The 20,449-nt window shown below is 45.1% G+C and carries 20 protein-coding genes and 1 pseudogene; 16 read left to right on the forward strand and 5 right to left on the reverse strand.

Going from position 1 to position 20,449, the window contains the following annotated elements; genetic code table 11:
* Positions 1-199 precede the first annotated feature (199 nt).
* From cggR to eno, 6 genes are all read left to right on the forward strand, one after another.
* Entirely contained in the window at positions 200-1,222 is a 1,023-nt protein-coding gene (gene cggR / locus ACY3LV_RS13525; RefSeq protein WP_202328012.1) for a gapA transcriptional regulator CggR, read from the forward strand.
* Positions 1,223-1,269: 47 nt separating this feature from the next.
* Complete coding sequence (gap, locus tag ACY3LV_RS13530; RefSeq protein ID WP_087993478.1) at positions 1,270-2,277, forward strand: type I glyceraldehyde-3-phosphate dehydrogenase; 1,008 nt, start codon at positions 1,270-1,272, stop codon at positions 2,275-2,277.
* 317 nt (positions 2,278-2,594) lie between these two features.
* Positions 2,595-3,779 carry a phosphoglycerate kinase gene (locus ACY3LV_RS13535; protein WP_148962756.1) on the forward strand — a complete coding sequence of 395 codons (1,185 nt, stop codon included), beginning with the start codon at positions 2,595-2,597 and terminating at the stop codon, positions 3,777-3,779.
* A 30-nt stretch (positions 3,780-3,809) separates the two neighbouring features.
* A complete protein-coding gene (tpiA, locus tag ACY3LV_RS13540; RefSeq protein WP_202328013.1) occupies positions 3,810-4,571 on the forward strand; it encodes a triose-phosphate isomerase in 762 nt (253 codons plus the stop codon).
* Positions 4,564-6,099 carry a 2,3-bisphosphoglycerate-independent phosphoglycerate mutase gene (gpmI, locus tag ACY3LV_RS13545; RefSeq protein WP_202328014.1) on the forward strand — a complete coding sequence of 512 codons (1,536 nt, stop codon included), beginning with the start codon at positions 4,564-4,566 and terminating at the stop codon, positions 6,097-6,099. The genes tpiA and gpmI overlap by 8 nt, the downstream gene beginning before the upstream one ends.
* A gap of 28 nt (positions 6,100-6,127) precedes the next feature.
* Positions 6,128-7,420 carry a phosphopyruvate hydratase gene (gene eno / locus ACY3LV_RS13550; RefSeq protein WP_010328641.1) on the forward strand — a complete coding sequence of 431 codons (1,293 nt, stop codon included), beginning with the start codon at positions 6,128-6,130 and terminating at the stop codon, positions 7,418-7,420.
* Positions 7,421-7,463: 43 nt separating this feature from the next.
* On the opposite strand, the gene ACY3LV_RS13555 is transcribed toward eno, so the two are convergent.
* Complete coding sequence (locus ACY3LV_RS13555) at positions 7,464-7,931, reverse strand: GNAT family N-acetyltransferase (RefSeq protein ID WP_202328015.1); 468 nt, start codon at positions 7,929-7,931, stop codon at positions 7,464-7,466.
* Positions 7,932-8,057: 126 nt separating this feature from the next.
* Here ACY3LV_RS13555 and ACY3LV_RS13560 point away from each other — a divergent pair, with 126 nt between their 5' ends.
* The gene (locus ACY3LV_RS13560) at positions 8,058-9,872 is read left to right on the forward strand and encodes a zinc ribbon domain-containing protein (RefSeq protein ID WP_464863969.1); all 1,815 of its coding nucleotides are present in this window, start codon (positions 8,058-8,060) and stop codon (positions 9,870-9,872) included.
* Between the two features lie 39 nt (positions 9,873-9,911).
* On the opposite strand, the gene ACY3LV_RS13565 is transcribed toward ACY3LV_RS13560, so the two are convergent.
* Together ACY3LV_RS13565 and ACY3LV_RS13570 are read right to left on the reverse strand one after the other, a co-directional pair.
* Positions 9,912-10,610: a zinc ribbon domain-containing protein gene (locus tag ACY3LV_RS13565; RefSeq protein WP_333560899.1), complete on the reverse strand. Its 699-nt coding sequence runs from the start codon at positions 10,608-10,610 to the stop codon at positions 9,912-9,914.
* Positions 10,611-10,751: 141 nt separating this feature from the next.
* Positions 10,752-11,366 (reverse strand): PH domain-containing protein, encoded by a 615-nt coding sequence (locus tag ACY3LV_RS13570; RefSeq protein WP_464863970.1) that lies wholly within the window; start codon positions 11,364-11,366, stop codon positions 10,752-10,754.
* A gap of 122 nt (positions 11,367-11,488) precedes the next feature.
* Here ACY3LV_RS13570 and ACY3LV_RS13575 point away from each other — a divergent pair.
* A pseudogene (locus tag ACY3LV_RS13575) lies at positions 11,489-11,776 on the forward strand (MarC family protein); the annotation flags it as partial.
* A 19-nt stretch (positions 11,777-11,795) separates the two neighbouring features.
* Here ACY3LV_RS13575 and ACY3LV_RS13580 read toward each other — a convergent pair.
* Positions 11,796-12,353, reverse strand: coding sequence for a GbsR/MarR family transcriptional regulator (locus ACY3LV_RS13580; RefSeq protein ID WP_464863971.1), 558 nt, complete (start codon positions 12,351-12,353; stop codon positions 11,796-11,798).
* 263 nt (positions 12,354-12,616) lie between these two features.
* Here ACY3LV_RS13580 and opuCA point away from each other — a divergent pair, with 263 nt between their 5' ends.
* The 4 genes from opuCA to opuCD all read left to right on the forward strand — a co-directional run bounded on the left by opuCA (position 12,617) and on the right by opuCD (position 16,049).
* Positions 12,617-13,756, forward strand: coding sequence for an osmoprotectant ABC transporter ATP-binding protein OpuCA (gene opuCA / locus ACY3LV_RS13585; protein ID WP_148962765.1), 1,140 nt, complete (start codon positions 12,617-12,619; stop codon positions 13,754-13,756).
* Between the two features lie 22 nt (positions 13,757-13,778).
* Entirely contained in the window at positions 13,779-14,432 is a 654-nt protein-coding gene (gene opuCB / locus ACY3LV_RS13590) for a glycine betaine/carnitine/choline/choline sulfate ABC transporter permease OpuCB (RefSeq protein WP_333560898.1), read from the forward strand.
* 70 nt (positions 14,433-14,502) lie between these two features.
* Positions 14,503-15,363, forward strand: coding sequence for an osmoprotectant ABC transporter substrate-binding lipoprotein OpuCC (gene opuCC, locus ACY3LV_RS13595; RefSeq protein ID WP_333561107.1), 861 nt, complete (start codon positions 14,503-14,505; stop codon positions 15,361-15,363).
* 17 nt (positions 15,364-15,380) lie between these two features.
* The gene (gene opuCD, locus ACY3LV_RS13600; RefSeq protein ID WP_148962767.1) at positions 15,381-16,049 is read left to right on the forward strand and encodes a glycine betaine/carnitine/choline/choline sulfate ABC transporter permease OpuCD; all 669 of its coding nucleotides are present in this window, start codon (positions 15,381-15,383) and stop codon (positions 16,047-16,049) included.
* A gap of 32 nt (positions 16,050-16,081) precedes the next feature.
* Here the strand turns inward: opuCD and ACY3LV_RS13605 are convergent, their stop codons facing one another.
* Entirely contained in the window at positions 16,082-16,615 is a 534-nt protein-coding gene (locus ACY3LV_RS13605) for a GbsR/MarR family transcriptional regulator (RefSeq protein ID WP_148962768.1), read from the reverse strand.
* A 284-nt stretch (positions 16,616-16,899) separates the two neighbouring features.
* Here ACY3LV_RS13605 and opuBA point away from each other — a divergent pair, with 284 nt between their 5' ends.
* Genes opuBA through opuBD form a run of 4 tightly spaced genes read left to right on the forward strand, consistent with a single transcriptional unit; the run spans position 16,900 to position 20,342 of the window.
* The gene (gene opuBA / locus ACY3LV_RS13610) at positions 16,900-18,045 is read left to right on the forward strand and encodes a choline ABC transporter ATP-binding protein OpuBA (RefSeq protein ID WP_333560897.1); all 1,146 of its coding nucleotides are present in this window, start codon (positions 16,900-16,902) and stop codon (positions 18,043-18,045) included.
* A gap of 14 nt (positions 18,046-18,059) precedes the next feature.
* Complete coding sequence (gene opuBB, locus ACY3LV_RS13615) at positions 18,060-18,713, forward strand: choline ABC transporter permease OpuBB (protein WP_148962770.1); 654 nt, start codon at positions 18,060-18,062, stop codon at positions 18,711-18,713.
* An 11-nt stretch (positions 18,714-18,724) separates the two neighbouring features.
* Positions 18,725-19,645 carry a choline ABC transporter substrate-binding lipoprotein OpuBC gene (gene opuBC / locus ACY3LV_RS13620; protein ID WP_464863972.1) on the forward strand — a complete coding sequence of 307 codons (921 nt, stop codon included), beginning with the start codon at positions 18,725-18,727 and terminating at the stop codon, positions 19,643-19,645.
* A gap of 16 nt (positions 19,646-19,661) precedes the next feature.
* A complete protein-coding gene (gene opuBD, locus ACY3LV_RS13625) occupies positions 19,662-20,342 on the forward strand; it encodes a choline ABC transporter permease OpuBD (RefSeq protein WP_087991155.1) in 681 nt (226 codons plus the stop codon).
* Positions 20,343-20,449: the final 107 nt, after the last annotated feature.

The raw sequence follows: 20,449 nt of genomic DNA on the forward strand, positions 1-20,449 counted from the left end.
AATATAGCTGGATAAACACCGCTGCATGAAAACTCTGCGAATATTGTCGATGAATTAGCTCTTAACAGTTGAATAAACAATTTCACCCTGTTAAAATAATTAAAGAAAGCAGAAGTAATTTTTTTTGGCTATGATGGGACGTTTTTTGTCATAGCGGGACATATAATGTCCAGCAAAAAAAGGAAGGAACGTTTGAGTCATGAACCAGTTAATACAAGCTCAAAAAAAATTATTGCCTGATCTTCTGCTCGTTATGCAAAAGAGGTTTGAAATCTTGCAGTATATCAGGCTGACGGAACCCATCGGGCGAAGAAGCCTGTCTGCCAGTCTCGAGATCAGCGAGCGTGTGTTGAGGGGCGAGGTTCAGTTTTTAAAGGAACAGAACCTGGTCGATATTAAAACAAACGGCATGACCTTGACAGAAGAGGGCTATGAACTGCTTTCGGTTTTGGAAGATACGATGAAAGATGTTTTAGGTTTGACTCTTTTGGAAAAGACATTAAAAGAACGTTTAAATCTAAAGGATGCCATTATCGTGTCCGGAGACAGTGATCAATCCCCATGGGTCAAAAAAGAAATGGGAAGAGCAGCTGTCGCATGTATGAAAAAAAGATTTTCAGGCAAAAATATCGTCGCTGTAACTGGCGGTACGACAATTGAAGCTGTGGCTGAAATGATGACGCCGGATTCTAAAAACCGCGAGCTTTTGTTTGTGCCTGCAAGAGGCGGTTTAGGCGAAGACGTGAAAAATCAGGCGAACACCATATGCGCGCATATGGCGGAAAAGGCTTCAGGCACTTACCGGCTTTTGTTTGTTCCGGGACAGCTGTCACAAGGCGCCTATTCATCTATTATTGAAGAGCCTTCTGTCAAAGAGGTGCTGAACACGATCAAATCGGCGAGTATGCTGGTTCACGGAATCGGTGAAGCTAAAACGATGGCTCAGCGGAGAAACACACCTTTAGAAGACTTAAAGAAAATAGATGATAATGACGCTGTCACAGAAGCGTTTGGCTACTATTTTAACGCGGACGGAGAAGTGGTCCACAAAGTGCATTCTGTCGGAATGCAGCTGGATGACATAGACGCCATCCCCGATATTATTGCGGTAGCGGGCGGATCATCAAAAGCCGGGGCGATCGAGGCTTACTTTAAAAAGCCCCGCGACACGGTTCTCGTCACAGACGAAGGGGCCGCAAAGAAGTTATTAAGGGATGAATAATCCCTCAATATAAATATCTCTCACTTATTTAAAGGAGGAAACAAATCATGGCAGTAAAAGTCGGTATTAACGGTTTTGGTCGTATTGGACGTAACGTATTCCGCGCAGCATTAAAAAATCCTGAAGTTGAGGTAGTAGCGGTTAACGATTTAACAGATGCTAACATGCTGGCTCACCTTTTACAATATGATTCTGTACACGGAAAATTAGACGCTGAAGTTTCAGTTGACGGTAACAACCTTGTTGTTAACGGCAAAACAATTGAAGTTTCTGCAGAACGCGATCCTGCTAAACTTAGCTGGGGCAAACAAGGCGTTGAAATCGTAGTTGAATCTACTGGTTTCTTCACAAAACGCGCAGACGCTGCGAAACACTTAGAAGCTGGAGCGAAAAAAGTAATCATCTCTGCTCCTGCTAACGAAGAAGATATCACAATCGTTATGGGTGTTAACGAAGATAAATACGATGCGGCTAACCACGATGTTATCTCTAACGCATCTTGCACAACAAACTGCCTAGCGCCGTTTGCAAAAGTACTTAACGATAAATTCGGCATCAAACGCGGTATGATGACAACTGTTCACTCTTACACGAACGATCAGCAAATCCTTGATCTTCCGCACAAAGACTACCGTCGTGCGCGTGCAGCAGCTGAAAACATCATCCCAACATCAACTGGTGCTGCTAAAGCAGTTTCTCTAGTTCTTCCTGAACTAAAAGGCAAACTGAACGGTGGAGCAATGCGTGTTCCAACTCCAAACGTTTCTCTAGTTGACTTGGTTGCTGAACTGAACCAAGAAGTAACAGCTGAAGATGTAAACGCAGCTCTTAAAGAAGCGGCTGAAGGAGATCTTAAAGGAATCCTTGGCTACAGCGAAGAGCCATTAGTTTCTGGCGACTACAACGGAAACAAAAACTCTTCTACAATCGATGCCCTTTCTACAATGGTTATGGAAGGCAGCATGGTAAAAGTAATCTCTTGGTACGATAACGAAAGCGGCTACTCTAACCGCGTTGTTGACCTTGCAGCTTACATCGCAAAAAAAGGTCTTTAATTTATAGCTGAAAAAAGGACCTGACTTGGTTCTTTTGAATAGAAGCGCTATAATGAAAGCGGACAAGGGAAGGGGACGGACTCCCTTTCCCTTTTTCCATGAAGACCGGCTTTCAGAAAACGCTCTGTGACAGAGAAACGGCCGCGTTTTTTGCAGCTTTGCCGGCGCTTTCGCCTAAGGCCGCTGCCCTGGCTTTTAGACGAACTGCCCTGTGCCGAAAAAGACTGTGATCTGCCCTAGCGGCGTTATCGCTTGACCAGACGGTTTCACGTTTTTCGTGCTGTATGCAAACCACTTTGAAGGAGGATCTCCTAGGCATGAATAAGAAAACTCTCAAAGACATCGACGTAAAAGGCAAAGTTGTATTCTGCCGCGTTGACTTTAACGTTCCAATGAAAGACGGGGAAGTAACAGACGATACACGTATCCGTGCTGCGCTTCCAACAATCAAACACCTTGCAGACCAAGGCGCGAAAGTCCTTCTCGCGAGCCACTTAGGCCGCCCGAAAGGCGAAGTGGTTGAGGAGCTTCGTTTAACTCCTGTCGCTGCACGTCTCGGCGAACTGCTTGGCAAAGAAGTGAAAAAAGCGGATGAAGCTTACGGCGATGCTGTAAAAGCACAAGTTTCCGACATGACGGACGGAGACGTTCTTGTATTGGAAAACGTACGCTTCTACCCTGGTGAAGAGAAAAATGATCCTGAGCTTGCAAAAGCATTTGCTGAGCTTGCAGATGTATATGTAAATGACGCATTTGGTGCTGCCCACCGTGCTCACGCATCTACAGCTGGAATTGCCGAGCATCTGCCAGCAGTTGCAGGTTTCTTAATGGAAAAAGAGCTTGATGTCCTCGGAAAAGCGGTTTCTAACCCTGACCGCCCGTTCACGGCGATCATCGGCGGAGCGAAAGTAAAAGACAAAATCGGAGTGATCGAAAGTCTTCTTGATAAAGTGGACAACCTGATCATCGGCGGAGGTCTTGCTTATACATTCGTAAAAGCGCTTGGCTATGAAGTCGGTAATTCTCTTCTTGAAGAGGATAAAATCGAGCTTGCGAAGTCATTTATGGACCGCGCGAAAGAAAAAGGCGTGAACTTCTACATGCCTGAAGATGTACTCGTTGCAGATGATTTCTCTAACGATGCAAACGTGAAAATGGTGCCGATCTCTGAAATCCCTAGTGATTTAGAAGCAATCGACATCGGTACGAAAACACGCGAAACGTATGCTGACGTCATTAAAAACAGCAAACTTGTCGTGTGGAACGGACCGATGGGCGTATTCGAAATCGACTTGTTCGCACAAGGAACAAAAGCGGTTGCGGAAGCATTGGCAGAGGCGAAAGATACATACTCTGTCATCGGCGGAGGAGACTCAGCGGCAGCGGTTGAAAAATTCGGCCTTGCTGACAAAATGAGCCACATCTCAACAGGCGGCGGCGCGTCCCTTGAGTTTATGGAAGGCAAAGAGCTTCCAGGGGTAGCTGCACTGAACGATAAATAATCTTAAAACTGCTATAAGGAAGTGGAACAGATGAGAAAACCAATTATCGCCGGTAACTGGAAAATGAACAAAACACTCGGCGAAGCTGTCAGCTTCGTTGAAGAAGTAAAATCTTCCATTCCAGCAGCAGACAAAGCGGAAGCTGTTGTTTGCGCGCCAGCTCTTTTCTTAGAAAAGCTTACTTCTGCTGTTAAAGGCACTGACCTTAAAGTCGGCGCTCAAAACATGCACTTCGAGGAAAGCGGTGCGTTCACAGGCGAAATCAGCCCGGTTGCTCTAAAAGACCTTGGCGTTGACTACTGCGTCATCGGCCACTCTGAGCGCCGTGAAATGTTCGCTGAAACTGATGAAACAGTTAACAAAAAAGCACACGCTGCTTTCAAACACGGTATTGTGCCGATCATCTGTGTGGGTGAAACGCTTGAAGAGCGCGAAGCCGGCAAAACAAATGATCTTGTTGCTGACCAAGTGAAAAAAGGCCTTGCTGGTCTTTCTGAAGAACAAGTTGCTGCTTCTGTTATTGCGTATGAGCCAATCTGGGCAATCGGAACAGGCAAATCTTCTACAGCGAAAGATGCGAACGACGTGTGTGCGCACATCCGTAAAACCATCGCTGAAAGCTTCAGCCAAGAAATTGCAGACCAGCTTCGCATCCAATATGGCGGAAGCGTAAAGCCTGCAAACATTAAAGAATATATGGCAGAGTCCGATATTGACGGTGCTTTGGTCGGCGGCGCGAGCCTTGAGCCACAGTCATTCGTTCAATTATTGGAGGAAGGTCAATATGAGTAAAAAACCAGCTGCACTCATCATTCTTGATGGGTTCGGATTACGAAACGAAACAGTAGGGAACGCAGTCGCTTTAGCGAAAAAACCGAATTTTGACCGCTACTGGAATCAGTATCCTCATCAAACATTGACTGCTTCAGGCGAGGCTGTAGGCCTTCCTGAAGGACAGATGGGGAACTCCGAAGTGGGTCACTTAAATATCGGCGCGGGCCGTATTGTGTATCAAAGCTTAACACGCGTAAATGTTGCCATTCGTGAGGGAGAGTTCGAACGCAACCAAACATTCCTTGACGCGATTAACAACGCGAAAGAAAACAACAAAGCCCTGCACCTGTTCGGCCTTTTATCAGACGGCGGCGTGCACAGCCACATTAATCATTTGTTCGCATTGTTAAAGCTTGCGAAAAATGAAGGGCTGACAAAGGTTTACATCCATGGTTTCCTTGACGGCCGTGATGTTGGTCCGCAAACAGCGAAGACGTACATTAAGCAGCTGAACGAACAAATCGAGGAAATCGGTGTCGGAGAAATCGCCAGCATTTCCGGGCGCTACTACTCAATGGACCGCGACAAACGCTGGGACCGTGTAGAAAAAGCGTACCGCGTAATGGCGTACGGCGAAGGCCCGACCTACCGCAGTGCAATGGATGTTGTTGATGATTCATATGCGAACGGAATCTATGATGAATTCGTGATTCCATCCGTTATCACAAAAGAAAACGGTGAGCCTGTTGCGACAATCCAAGACGGCGATTCTGTGATTTTCTATAATTTCAGACCGGACCGCGCCATCCAGATTTCCAACACGTTCACAAACAAAGACTTCCGTGACTTCGATCGCGGCGAGAATTATCCGAAGAACCTGCATTTCGTCTGCCTGACTCACTTCAGTGAAACAGTTGACGGATATGTAGCGTTTAAACCGATAAATCTTGATAACACAGTCGGAGAAGTATTATCTCAACATGGATTAAAACAGCTTCGAATTGCAGAGACTGAAAAGTATCCGCATGTCACGTTCTTTATGAGCGGCGGCCGTGAAGCTGAATTCCCGGGTGAAGAGCGCATTCTCATCAACTCGCCGAAAGTTGCCACATATGACTTAAAGCCAGAAATGAGTGCGTATGAAGTGAAGGACGCGCTTGTCAAAGAAATTGAAGATGACAAGCATGACGCGATTATCCTTAACTTCGCAAACCCTGATATGGTCGGCCACTCCGGAATGGTTGAACCAACAATTAAAGCAATTGAAGCAGTGGACGAATGCTTAGGCGAAGTCGTTGACGCGATTATCGCTAAAGGCGGACACGCGATCATTACCGCTGATCACGGTAATGCTGACATTCTGATTACAGAATCAGGCGATCCGCACACTGCGCATACGACAAACCCAGTCCCTGTCATTGTGACGAAAGAAGGCATCACGCTGCGTGAAGGCGGAATCCTAGGCGACCTTGCACCAACGTTATTAGACCTTCTCAATGTTGAAAAACCGACAGAAATGACAGGAACATCGTTAATTCAAAAATAATTTGAAATCAAAAGGAGAGACAAAACTCATGCCATACATTGTTGATGTTTATGCACGCGAAGTATTAGACTCTCGCGGCAACCCAACAGTTGAAGTTGAAGTATATACAGAAACAGGAGCTTTCGGCCGCGCATTAGTGCCAAGCGGAGCTTCTACAGGTGAATACGAAGCAGTTGAGCTTCGTGACGGCGACAAAGACCGTTACCTTGGAAAAGGCGTGTTAACAGCTGTTAACAACGTAAACGAAATCATTTCTCCAGAGCTTCTTGGCTTTGATGTAACTGAACAAAACGCAATCGATCAGCTTTTAATCGAGCTTGACGGTACTGAAAACAAAGGCAAACTTGGTGCGAACGCAATCCTTGGCGTATCTATGGCTTGTGCGCGCGCAGCTGCTGATTTCTTGCAGATTCCTCTTTACCAATACCTTGGAGGATTCAACTCAAAAACGCTTCCTGTACCGATGATGAACATCGTCAACGGCGGAGAGCATGCTGACAACAACGTTGATATTCAAGAATTCATGATCATGCCTGTAGGTGCTCCTAACTTCCGTGAAGCACTTCGCATGGGCGCTCAAATCTTCCACAGCCTGAAATCAGTTCTTTCTGCTAAAGGAATGAACACAGCTGTAGGTGATGAAGGCGGATTTGCTCCAAACCTTGGTTCTAACGAAGAAGCGCTTCAAACAATCGTTGAAGCAATCGAAAAAGCCGGCTTCAAACCTGGCGAAGAAGTGAAACTTGCAATGGATGCTGCATCTTCTGAGTTCTACAACAAAGAAGACGGCAAATACCATCTGTCTGGCGAAGGCGTTGTGAAAACATCTGCTGAAATGGTTGACTGGTACGAAGAAATGGTTTCTAAATACCCAATCATCTCTATCGAAGACGGACTTGACGAAAACGACTGGGAAGGCCACAAGCTTCTTACTGAGCGTCTTGGCAAAAAAGTTCAGCTTGTTGGTGACGATCTCTTCGTTACAAACACGAAAAAATTGGCTGAAGGCATCAAAAACGGCGTAGGCAACTCTATCCTGATCAAAGTAAACCAAATCGGTACATTGACTGAAACATTCGATGCGATCGAAATGGCGAAACGCGCAGGCTACACAGCTGTTATCTCTCACCGTTCTGGTGAAACAGAAGACAGCACAATCGCTGACATCGCTGTGGCAACAAATGCAGGACAAATCAAAACAGGTGCTCCGTCTCGTACGGACCGTGTTGCGAAATACAACCAGCTTCTTCGCATCGAAGATCAGTTGGCTGAAACTGCTCAATATCACGGTATTAACACTTTCTACAACTTGAACAAGTAATAAAATGACCGCCGAGATATCTCTCGGCGGCTTTTTTGTGCTTTTAGAGATCCAAATAAAGCCTCACCATATCACGGCATTGAATGCCGTTTTCAAAGATCTCCTCATCATAATGTCTGATAAAAAAATCATGGTCGATCGCCTGCAGGCGAAATCCGCATTTTTGATAAAGAGAAAGCTGATGGATGCTGGAATTTCCCGTGCCAATCTCAATCACCTTTGCCCCCATATGTTTTGCTTTTTCGATGGCATCGCGGATAAGCTGCTTGCCAATGCCCTGTTTTTGCATTGATTGTTTTACTGCGATGTTAACGATTTCTACGGTTTGCGGTCTAGTTGTGATCATCACGTATACACCAGCTAATTTACCCGATATATAAGCGGTGTAGCATTCTCCTCTGGCTAGGTATTCATCAACAATTTCTTTTGACGGATCGGCGAGCAGCAGAAGCTCGTACAGCGCATGATCATAGTTTTTCGCTTTTTGAATGGTGAGCTGTTGCATCATCATTCCACCTTTTCACATGTTTATAGAGATATTTTCATGATTTCCTCCAATTTCATACCATTCTATTATAAAATATGTAACATAGGAAATATGTACAAAATAGTGGATCATAAATAGGAGGAACGTCACATGTTTTGTAAGGAATGCGGTCAAAAAAATAAAGAAGGAGCCAAGTTTTGTAAAGAATGCGGCACCCCGATCGGAGGGAGCAGCAGACAGGCGCATAAAGAAACAGCAAGCGCTGCTGAAACGAGACAGGCTCCGCGAAAACCAATCCCTAAGAAAACCATCGTTTTATGGAGCAGCATTGCCGCTGCGTGCGTCATATTATTCGCCGCCTATAAAACCGGAGCGTACTTTACTTCAAAGGATAGATTAGTCGACAAGTTTGAACAGGCTGTAAAGGATGAAGATCAAGACCAAATCGCTTCTCTTCTTACACCGGTAAATGACAAGCTTAAACTGACTAAAAAGAATGTAAAACCGTTTCTTGCGTATTTGAAGGACCATCCTGACAAAAAAGATGAGCTTTTTGCATCGCTGCGTGCGGACGCAGCTCAAAAGGATATTGTATACGCGGAGAAAGACGGGAAAAGTTTGCTCGTATTTGACCATTATGATTTAAAGATAGCACCTGTTTATTTTGAAGTGACCAGCAATTATAAAAATAGTGATCTATATGTGAATAAAGAGGATGCCGGACAGGTAAAGAAAGCCGATCAAGCACAAACCCTCGGGCCATACATTCCCGGTGAATATACCGTCTCAGCCAAACTGAAAAACGATGTCGTCGATCTCGTGAAAAAGGAAGACATTCAGGCTGTTGGCGATAACAGCTTTCGTGTTGATCTCTCATTGGAAGCAGACGATGTGACATTCAGCTTAGCGGATGACATCAAGAGCGGGAAGGGTGATTTGCTGATTAACGGCAAGTCGATTCATAAAGACCCGTTCAAATCCGTCACATATGGCCCTCTTCTGACAGACGGGTCCATGACGGCTGCGGTCGAAGCGGAGTTTCCGTGGGGAAAAACAAAAACAGCAGGCGTGCCAATCGACCATAAAGAAATGGAGATCACGTTAATTCCTGATCAAGACACACAGGAAACGATTATGAAAACGATTGTCAAAACAACTAAACAGTATTCCAAAGCGCTATCAGATGGGAATACAGCCCAGATGACAGAGGCAAGCGCCAAATTGAAGGCACAGGTGAAGGATACCGTTGATTCTATGAAATATACGAATTCTTACTTGAAAGATAAATATGTAGAAACTGATTTTGATCTGGATACATTCGCTCTCTCTCAGAAAAACGACGGGACGTGGCAGGTATCGGTAACTGGGAAAGAACTGCACCAGTCTTCTTCGTATAGCGACTATTCAAAACCAGAAATGACTGATGACAGCCCGAGTTACGAATATCTCCTTTCATATGATAAAAAACAGAAAAAGTGGATTTTTGAAGAAGCAGAATCAACATTCGAATCGGCCGGAACAAATATAAAGAAAATCAAAAATGATAAGCCGGAGACGTACACGTCCGCCTGGGAAGGCTCGAAAAACAAAGACAGTGAAAGCTCTGCAAGCGGTAATGTGACAGATGAACAAGTGACATTATTTATGGGCAGTTATTTGCAAAGCCAGGCAGATGCCGTAAATCAAAATCATTTCTCGCTGATGGAAGACAGCCTTGAAAAAGGCAGTTCTCTTTATTCCGACCAGCAGCATCTCGTGGCGAAATTAAATAAAGAGGGGACAACAGAAGACTTTAATAACTATGAAGTGAAAAGCTGGAGTCAAAATGGATCAGCTATCACGATTAAGACATATGAAGAATTCTATATCACAAAATCAGGCGGCAGTCCCAAACTGAGAACCTATAACTGGACCTACACAGGCACAGTGAAGAACGGAAGAATTTACTTAACGTCTATTCAATAAAAACAACCCCCATCACCAGCAGGTGATGGGGGTTGTTTTTTAAAAGAGCATATAACGGAAAATCTCTTTAATATAGTGTTCGATCATAAGCTGAAATGTAACGCAGGTGATCAGATAAATCACAATCGTTGAGTAAATGATATCAATCTTTCCTTTATATGAATGCTGATAACTGCTCAGCATCGCAGGAGGAATGGCAAAGAATGCACCGATTAAACCAACGGCTAACACGGTGAAGCAAATGTCTGTATGTAATAAAAAGAATAAAAGGGCAAGAACCAAAATAGCTGTAAACGGAATGAGAAACGCGCCAAATCTGGAAAATGAATCTTTGAAAGATACTTGGTTTCCCGCGATTTTCAAGGCGAAAAAGATCAATGCATGCAAAAAGAAAAGAAACAGGGCAAAATAAATGGTTGGCTCTAAAAAGATTGCTGTAAAGCTTACGCTGCCGGGACCGTCTGAAAAAAGAATATAAAACATCAAAGGGGTCAGCAAACTGAACAGAACCATCGTAATAATCGCGCTGATCAGCTGTTCGCCGCCCGTTGTTTTACATTCCTGATAAGGGCGTTTCAGGACGGCCAAAACAAATGAACCGAACTGTTTTGCTGCTTGCTTTGCAGCGGCTCCGGTTTGCGCGGCTTGATGCTGGCCTGACTGACCGGGGAGCGGTGATCCGCATTTCTCACAAAACTTTCCGCCATCTGTTTGATGGCCGCATTGAGGACAATACATAAAATAACTCCTTTACCTGTAATATAGGGAAAATAGACTAATAGTTTTATTATAAAAGAAAAATGTAGTAAAGTAACCAGTATTCATACAAAAATGCCACAAAAAAGACACGAGCCTAATAGAAGCCGTGTCTTTTTTATGCTAGTTATTAATATATTTCTCAAATACATCTCCAAAATCCTTAATATGATACTGCGAGCGAACGGATGTCAGCCAAGTGAATCCGAATTCGGTCAGCTCTTTATATTGCGTTTCAAGATTGACGTGTTCGGGGCGGGTGTGGTGAAGAATTGTCACGGCTTTATCCAAGCTTTGTTCCGCCTGATTGATTAAAATATCATTTTCATAAGTTGTTTCAGCAATCCGAAGCAGTGCTTTATATAGATCTTTTAACTTTTCAATTTGGTCTTTGTGCACATCGATGTCGAATTTTTCCGCGCCCAGTTTAAATTTAATCTCAACATCTAGATCGACTTTTCCCGCGGTTTCCAGAAAAACATCAGACATTTTGAATTGAGAGTAAGGATAGCGTTTTAACGTTCGTTTTGAGGAAGTGGCGCGTTCGCCGTCTACATGGATCAGAGCTAGATTCGTAAAGCAGTATTCGTCTGCTTTCGTTTTAATCAAGAGATATATTTTTTCATTGTCTTCATGCATGACATAGTCATCAGCATCTGTTTTGTCATAATCCTGAGGTTCGATAATTTTTCCGATATCAGATAAGCCCAGTGCATCTGCTGCAATTTTTTTGAACATCTGTATACGTCCTTCCTAGTCAATTTGTCACTTCATTGTAGCATGGAGTGTTTCTGGCAGGCTACAAACGTTTTATACGTAACGGGCGGCATATTTCATTAATTATCTATTGAATGTCTTCTCATGATAAACATAAGGAAAGCCAGGAAAAAGCGGATAGGTCAGTCGTGCCTCTATCTATACCGATTATCGCAGATGCCGGCACGAGTGCGCGTCATGATCCATAGCGTCGGGCTTAGCAACGTTATTCTTGATCTCGTTGTGATGGTCGGCATAGCCTCTTTTTTCACTATTCTTCTTTCATTGAATAGCAAACTCGGGAAAATAGAGATGAATGTCATTACCAGCTGATGGGATTCATCTTAGCGGAGGTGATGATCGGTGCCGGGCTGAAAGACATGTTTTCGATACATTCAAAAAGCAGTTCCCTTACTTGCGGGAGCTGCTTTCTATTGTTTTCGGCACGTATTGAAACACTTCTTCACTTTCAAAAAAATCAATTAAGCGGCTCACCCAGTCATAGTAATTGAGCCATTCTCTTAATTCATGTAATAGCTGGTTGACTTTCTCCTCAGTCTCAGGAGTAAGCCCGTCCCTTTGCAAAAGATCAGTCAGCTCCCGGTTTAATTTTTTATACAGTACTTTGTTTTTACTCACGACCTTAGTCCAGTTCGCCGCAAATAAAGAAATGAAGGTTTGATAATAATCCTGCTCAACGTCGTAAAGATCTTTTCTTACCCCTTTTTCAAACACCTTTTCGGCAATATTGGCATCAATCATTTCACGGACCACTTGGCTCATCCGTGTTTTGCTCATGCCTGTTGCCTCTGACAGCTCGCTTAACGTCATCGGTTTTCGATTCATATAAATAATCCCAAGCACACGTCCGACAGTGGAAGGCATGCCAAACGTCTGTATATTTTCGGCAATCTTCTCAATGAGATGCTCTTCAGCATGTTCAATGATGTCGAGAGCAGTTTTTTCCACAGCTGATCATCCCTTCAAATGGCAATTGATGGAGTCAATATATCATATTTCTGCCAGTTGTTGAAAATAGCTGAATGCAGAGAAAGAGGGAGGTATCCGGCGTAATTGTAAGAACTCCCTTTACGCCTTGGTCATAACAATAAATAATCTGTAAATAACATATAATTTCAACACATTATAAACTTTTTATTTTATAAAGTTCAAACTATAATAAAGGTTATACTTTTCAGAAAATTAAAAAGGAACCTGCGGAGGTGCACGGATTGCTGAAATTGGAACAAGTGTCAAAAGTATATAAGGGCGGCAAAAAAGCTGTGAACTGCGTTGATTTAGATATTGCCAAAGGTGAGTTTATCTGTTTTATCGGCCCGAGCGGCTGCGGAAAAACGACGACGATGAAAATGATCAACAGATTGATAGAACCATCGTCAGGAAAGATCTTTATCGACGGAGAAAATATGATGGAACAGGACCCGGTAGAACTGAGGAGAAAAATCGGCTATGTGATTCAGCAGATTGGTTTGTTCCCTCACATGACCATCCAGCAGAATATCTCACTCGTGCCGAAACTGCTGAAATGGCCTGAAGAAAAACGGAAAGAACGGGCGAGAGAGCTGTTAAAGCTTGTGGATATGGGCCCGGAATATTTAGACCGTTATCCCCATGAGCTCAGCGGCGGACAGCAGCAAAGAATCGGCGTGCTGCGCGCGCTGGCTGCGGAACCTCCTCTCATTTTAATGGATGAACCGTTCGGAGCGCTTGATCCGATTACGCGTGATTCCCTTCAGGAAGAATTCAAAAAACTGCAGAGAACCTTAAACAAAACGATTGTGTTTGTCACACACGATATGGATGAAGCGATTAAGCTTGCTGACAGGATCGTCATTTTAAAAGCGGGCGAAATCGTTCAAGTCGGCACACCTGATGAGATTCTCCGGAACCCGGCAAATGAATTTGTAGAAGAATTTATCGGGAAAGAACGGCTGATCCAGTCAAGACCGGATATCGAGCGGGTTGAGCAAATGATGAACAGAACGCCTGTGACAGTATCAGCGGACAAAACGCTTTCTCAGGCGATTCAGCTGATGAGAGAAAAACGTGTCGATTCGCTGCTCGTTGTAGACAAACAAAATGTGCTGAAGGGCTATGTTGATGTGGAAATGATTGATCAAAACCGCAAAAAAGCGAGCGTCGTTGGCGAAGTATACCGCTCGGATATGTATACCGTACAAAAAGGAGCGCTTCTGCGCGATACGGTCCGTAAGATCCTGAAGCAGGGAATTAAATATGTTCCGGTGGTGGATGAACAGAACCATTTAGCTGGCATTGTGACAAGAGCGAGCCTTGTTGATATCGTATACGATTCCATATGGGGCGAGGAAGACCAGCTTATGACGATCTGACCAGGGAAGGAGCTCTTTTAAGATGAATCAAATGATGACTTTTTTGCAAACGAACGGCGGAGAGCTGCTGTATAAAACAGGAGAGCATATATATATTTCACTCATTGCTGTTGTATTGGGCATTATCGTTGCGGTGCCGCTCGGCGTTGCACTTACTAGAATGAAAAAAGGCGCAGGCGCAATTATAGGTGTTGTCAACATAGTGCAAACCCTGCCGAGTCTGGCGATTTTAGCCTTTTTTATTCCGCTTCTCGGCGTAGGGAAAGTGCCTGCGATTGTCGCTTTATTTTTCTATTCGGTGCTGCCGATCCTGCGTAATACGTATACCGGCATCAAAGGTGTAAACAAAAATCTGCTGGAATCGGGCAAAGGGATTGGCATGACCGGCTGGGAGCAGATTCGGCTCGTCGAAATCCCGCTGGCGATTCCGATCATCATGGCGGGAATCCGGACATCAACGATTTATTTAATCGGCTGGGCGACACTTGCGTCGTTTATCGGCGGCGGCGGTCTCGGTGATTACATTTTTATCGGCCTGAACCTGTATCAGCCTGAATATATCATTGGCGGTGCCGTACCGGTTACGATTCTGGCGATTATCATTGATTATGTGCTGGGTGTGACAGAACGAAAGGTGACGCCGAAAGGACTGCAAGGGATGAAGGAAGTTTCGTAAGGAGTTGGCTCTGTTGAAAACGAAAAAAATCAAATGGCTTGGCGCGTTCGCCCTCGTCTTTGTCCTGCTGATGAGCGGCTGCTCTCTGCCGGGACTCGGCGGCGATTCAGACGATACAATCAAAATCGGGGCGCAAAGCATGACAGAATCAGAAATTTTAGCGAATATGATCGCGCAGCTTATTGAACATGATACCGATTTGAATACCGCTTTAGTGAAAAACCTCGGGTCCAACTATGTTCAGCACCAAGCGATGCTTGGCGGTGATGTTGATATTTCTGCCACACGCTATTCCGGGACGGATTTAACTAGCACCCTCGGTAAGGAAGCGGAGAAAGACCCGGAAAAAGCACTGAACATCGTGCAGAACGAATTTGAAAAACGCTTTTCTTATAAATGGTTTGATTCCTACGGATTTGATAACACATATGCCTTCACCGTGACAAAAACGTTTGCGGAAAAGGAGCATCTCAACACCTTGTCTGACCTGAAGAAAAACGCTTCCCAATTTAAATTGGGCGTCGACAATGCCTGGCTGAAACGGAAAGGCGACGGTTATAAAGGCTTTGTCAGCACGTATGGCTTTGAGTTTGGCACAACCTATCCAATGCAAATCGGGCTTGTCTATGATGCAGTGAAAAACGGAAAAATGGATGCTGTTCTTGCTTATTCAACAGACGGACGGATTAAAGCCTATGATCTGAAAATCTTAACAGACGATAAGCGTTTTTTCCCGCCGTATGACTGTTCACCAGTGCTTCCGGAAAAGGTGCTTAAGGAGCATCCGGAGCTTGAAGGTGTGATCAATAAGCTGATTGGGCAAATCGATACGGAAACGATGCAGGAGCTTAACTATGAGGTGGATGGCAAGCTGAAGGAGCCGTCTGTCGTAGCAAAGGAATTTTTAGAGAAACATCATTATTTTGACTAAGAAAAGAGGCGGATCATATGGAAGTACTACAGCAGCTTGGCACTTACTATTCGCAAAACGGCGGTTACGTGATGCAGGAGTTTTACCGCCATTTTCTGATGTCGGTGTACGGCGTTTTGTTTGCCGCCATTGTTGGAATTCCGCTTGGCATCCTGATCGCCAGATACAGAACTTTAAGCGGATGGGTTTTTGCGGTGACGAACGTCATACAGACCATCCCGGCTCTCGCCATGCTCGCCGTACTGATGCTTGTCATGGGGCTGGGCGCTAATACGGTGATTTTGTCATTATTTCTGTATTCTCTTCTGCCGATTATCAGAAATACGTACACAGGGATTATCAGCATTGAACACGCCTATCTTGAATCCGGAAAAGCGATGGGAATGACGAAATTTCAAGTGCTGCGGATGGTCGAGCTTCCGCTTGCGCTTTCTGTCATTATGGCCGGCCTCCGCACCGCGCTTGTCATCGCCATCGGCATTACGGCCATCGGGACATTTGTCGGTGCAGGCGGACTCGGGGACATCATCGTCAGGGGATCAAACGCAACAAACGGTACCGCGATTATATTGGCGGGCGCGATCCCCACGGCTCTGATGGCGGTGATTGCCGATTTGGTCATGGGCTGGCTTGAACGCGCGTTAAGCCCGATTAAAAAGAAGAAAAACCTGGCCGGCGCCGCATAAGAAAAAACGCCTTGTGGAAAACAGGGCGTTTTTTACGGCTTCGGCACATATTTAAAAATCTCTTCGCTCTCAAAAAACTCAATCAAACGGCCGAGCCAATGATAATAATCGAGCCATTCCTTTAATTCCTTCAGCAGCTCATTCACTTTTTCTTCCGCTTCAGGGGCAAGCTCTTCATCCAAGACGCTGAGCAGCTCCCGATTGAGTTTTTTATGCATCATTTTGTTTTTGCTGACGACTTTACTCCAAGTGGCTGTAAACAGCGTGATAAACGTTTGGTAGTAATCCTGCTCCACCTCATATAAATCTTTTCGCACGCCCTTTTCAAATACCTTCTCGGCAATGTTGGCATCAAGCATTTCCCGCACAACCTGGCTCATGCGAGTTTTGCTCATGCCGGTCGCTTCAGACAATTCGGCCAGCGTCATCGGTTTTCGATTCATATAAATAATGCCCAGCACACGTCCGACGGTAGAGGGCATTCCAAATGCATGCATGTTTTCCGCGATTCTTTCTACTAAATGGTCTTCAGCTTGTTCAATGATCGTTAACGGATCTTTCTCCAACGGTTTCAATCCTTTCAGCTAACAATTCAGATGCCAATATACCACATTTTTGATACGGCGGAAATGCTGTAACAAGAGAATTTGGCAGGAAATTGGAGCAATAAGGAGATCATCGCAGGTCAATGGGGGTAAATCAGCATTTATACATACTTTATAAACAATATGAACAAATTGTAAACTTTTTATTTTATAAACTTTATTCTATAATGGGAAGCATTCAATTGTCTGAAAAATTAAATATAAACTGAACGAATTGAATAAATTTAATTTTGGAGGTGCGATGTTTGCTGACATTAGAAAATGTCTCGAAAACATACAAGGGCGGCAAAAAAGCCGTGAATAACGTGAATCTTAAGATTGCAAAAGGCGAATTTATCTGTTTTATCGGCCCGAGCGGCTGCGGAAAAACGACAACAATGAAAATGATTAACCGATTAATTGAGCCTTCCGCCGGCAAGATTTTCATTGACGGCGAAAACATCATGGAACAGGACCCTGTCGAGCTTAGGCGTAAGATCGGCTATGTCATTCAGCAGATCGGCCTGTTTCCGCATATGACCATTCAGCAGAACATCTCACTTGTTCCTAAACTGCTGAAATGGCCTGAGCACAAGCGGAAAGATCGGGCGCGTGAGCTTCTAAAATTGGTCGATATGGGACCAGAATATTTGGACCGTTACCCTCATGAATTAAGCGGGGGACAGCAGCAGCGAATTGGTGTATTACGGGCACTTGCCGCGGAACCGCCGCTTATCTTAATGGATGAACCGTTTGGGGCGCTCGACCCGATTACGAGGGATTCCCTTCAGGAAGAATTTAAAAAACTGCAAAAAACCTTACATAAAACCATCGTATTTGTTACCCACGATATGGATGAAGCGATTAAATTGGCAGACCGGATTGTGATTTTAAAAGCGGGAGAAATTGTTCAAGTTGGAACGCCCGATGACATTTTGAGAAATCCGGCTGACGAATTTGTTGAGGAATTTATCGGCAAGGAGCGGCTGATCCAGTCATCCAGCCCGGATGTTGAACGGGTTGACCAGATTATGAACACGCAGCCCGTGATGATCACCGCGGATAAAACGCTTTCTGAAGCGATTCAGCTGATGAGGCAGGAACGTGTCGATTCGTTGCTTGTCGTTGATCATGAGCACGTTCTCCAAGGCTATGTGGATGTTGAAATTATTGATCAATGCCGGAAAAAAGCCAATCTCGTAGGAGAGGTGTTACATGAAGACCTATACACAGTATTGGGCGGCACATTGCTGCGCGACACGGTCCGCAAAATTTTAAAACGGGGTGTCAAATATGTCCCTGTTGTGGATGAAGACCGGCGCTTAATCGGAATTGTGACGAGAGCGAGTCTGGTCGACATTGTGTATGACTCCCTTTGGGGAGAAGAAAAGCAGCTCGCGGTATTGTCATAGGGAGGCGATAAGTCATGCATCATATAGTTCAATTTTTGCAAACCAACGGGGGAGAGCTCCTTTATAAAACATATGAGCATATCACGATATCGCTCATTGCTGTCATCTTAGGCGTAATCGTTGCCGTACCCCTCGGGGTTGTGCTTACCAGAATGAAGAAGGGGGCCGGCGCGATTATCGGTATTGTCAATATTATTCAGACGCTGCCGAGTCTGGCGATTCTCGCTTTTTTTATTCCGCTCTTAGGTGTCGGAAAAGTTCCGGCTATTGTGGCCTTATTTTTCTATTCCGTTCTGCCGATTCTGCGCAACACGTATACCGGCATTCGTGGTGTCAACAAAAATCTGCTCGAGTCTGGTAAAGGCATCGGAATGACGCCGGCTGAACAAGTCCGTTTGGTGGAACTGCCGCTTGCCGCGCCTGTCATCATGGCGGGAATCAGAACATCGACGATTTACTTAATCGGCTGGGCCACGCTTGCTTCCTTTATCGGAGGCGGCGGATTGGGTGATTACATTTTTATCGGCCTGAATTTATATCAGCCGGAATATATCATTGGCGGCGCGGTGCCCGTCACGATATTGGCGATTGTGATAGATTATGTGCTGGCGGTGGCTGAACGAAAACTGACACCTGCCGGCATGCAGAGATTGAAGGAAGTTTCATAAGGAGGCGGCTCATGAAAAGAAAATATCTTAAATGGATGATCGGTTTAACGCTCGCAGCAATGATGACGTTGAGCGGCTGTTCGCTTCCGGGCCTCAGCGCCGCTTCAGACCAGACCATTAAGATCGGCGCGCAAAGCATGAGCGAATCAGAAATCATCGCCAGCATGCTTAGCCAGATGATCGAACACTATACTGATCTGAAAACAACAACCATTAAAAATCTCGGTTCCAACGCGGTGCAGCAGCAGGCCTTAATGAACGGGGAAATTGACATCGCGGCCACAAGATATACCGGAGACGCGCTGACAGGCACGCTGAGAATGGAACCGGAAAAAGATCCGGACAAAGCGCTGGCGCTGACACAGCGGGAGTTTAAAAAAAGATACGATTTAAAATGGTATGATTCCTACGGGTTTGATAATACGTACGTCTTTACGGTCAGCCAACAGCTTGCGGATCAATATCACTTAGAAACCGTATCAGACGTTAAAAAATGGGCGCCGCAATTAAAGCTGGGCGTCGATAACTATTGGATGAAGCTGAAGGGGAACGGCTATGAGGATTTTACAAAAACCTACGGCATGGCATTCGGCGGCACGTATCCAATGCAGATCGGGCTTGTGTATGATGCGGTGAAAAACGGAAAAATGGACATTGTGCTTGCATATTCCACGGACGGAAGAATCAAGTCCTATGGGCTCAAAATGCTAAAGGATGATAAACAATTTTTCCCTCCGTACGACTGCTCTCCGGTTGTTCCGGAACATGTCCTGAAAGAACATCCTGAACTGGAAGGCATCATCCAGAAAATGATCGGGGAAATCGGCACAGCCACGATGCAGGAGCTTAACTACGAAGTCGACGGCAATCTAAAAGAACCGTCTGTTGTTGCCAAGGAATATTTAGAAAAGCATCACTACTTCGAATCGTGAAAGGGGGACGAAGACAATGAACGTGCTTGAACAGTTAATGACGTACTATGCGCAAAACGGCAGCTACGTCATGGAAGAATTCGGCCGACACTTTCTCATGTCGGCTTACGGCGTCTTGTTTGCCGCTGCCGTCGGAGTTCCGGCCGGAATCCTTATTGCGCATTTTCGCCGCTTGTCAGCTTGGGTGTTTGCCGTAACAAATGTTATTCAGACAATCCCGGCGCTTGCCATGCTGGCCGTCTTGATGCTTGTTATGGGGCTCGGCGCAAACACCGTGATTGTATCATTATTTCTGTATTCCCTCCTGCCGATTATCCGAAACACGTACACAGGCATTGTCAGCATTGAACACGCCTACTTAGAATCGGGAAAAGCGATGGGCATGACGAAATTTCAGGTTCTCCGGATGGTTGAGCTCCCGCTGGCGCTTTCTGTTATTATGGCAGGCTTGCGCACGGCTCTCGTCATTGCCATCGGGATTACAGCGATCGGCACATTTGTCGGCGCCGGGGGTCTCGGGGATATGATCGTCCGCGGATCAAACGCGACAAACGGAACTGCGATTATTCTCGCCGGCGCGATCCCGACTGCGGTGATGGCGGTAGGAGCAGATTTGATAATGGCCTGGCTGGAGCGGGCATTAAGTCCGGTCAAGAAAAAAAGAACCAGAGCGAAACGCGTTCAAACAGCGGCATAGAATAGAAAAAGAGGCTTGGATGACTCCAGCCTCAGCTTGTAGAGAAAACGACGTTTTTTCTACAAGCTTTTTTGTTTTCTGCTGTTTCTTTAGTTGTTCAGCTAATT

The sequence above is a fragment of the Bacillus sp. 11C genome, assembly GCF_055486375.1.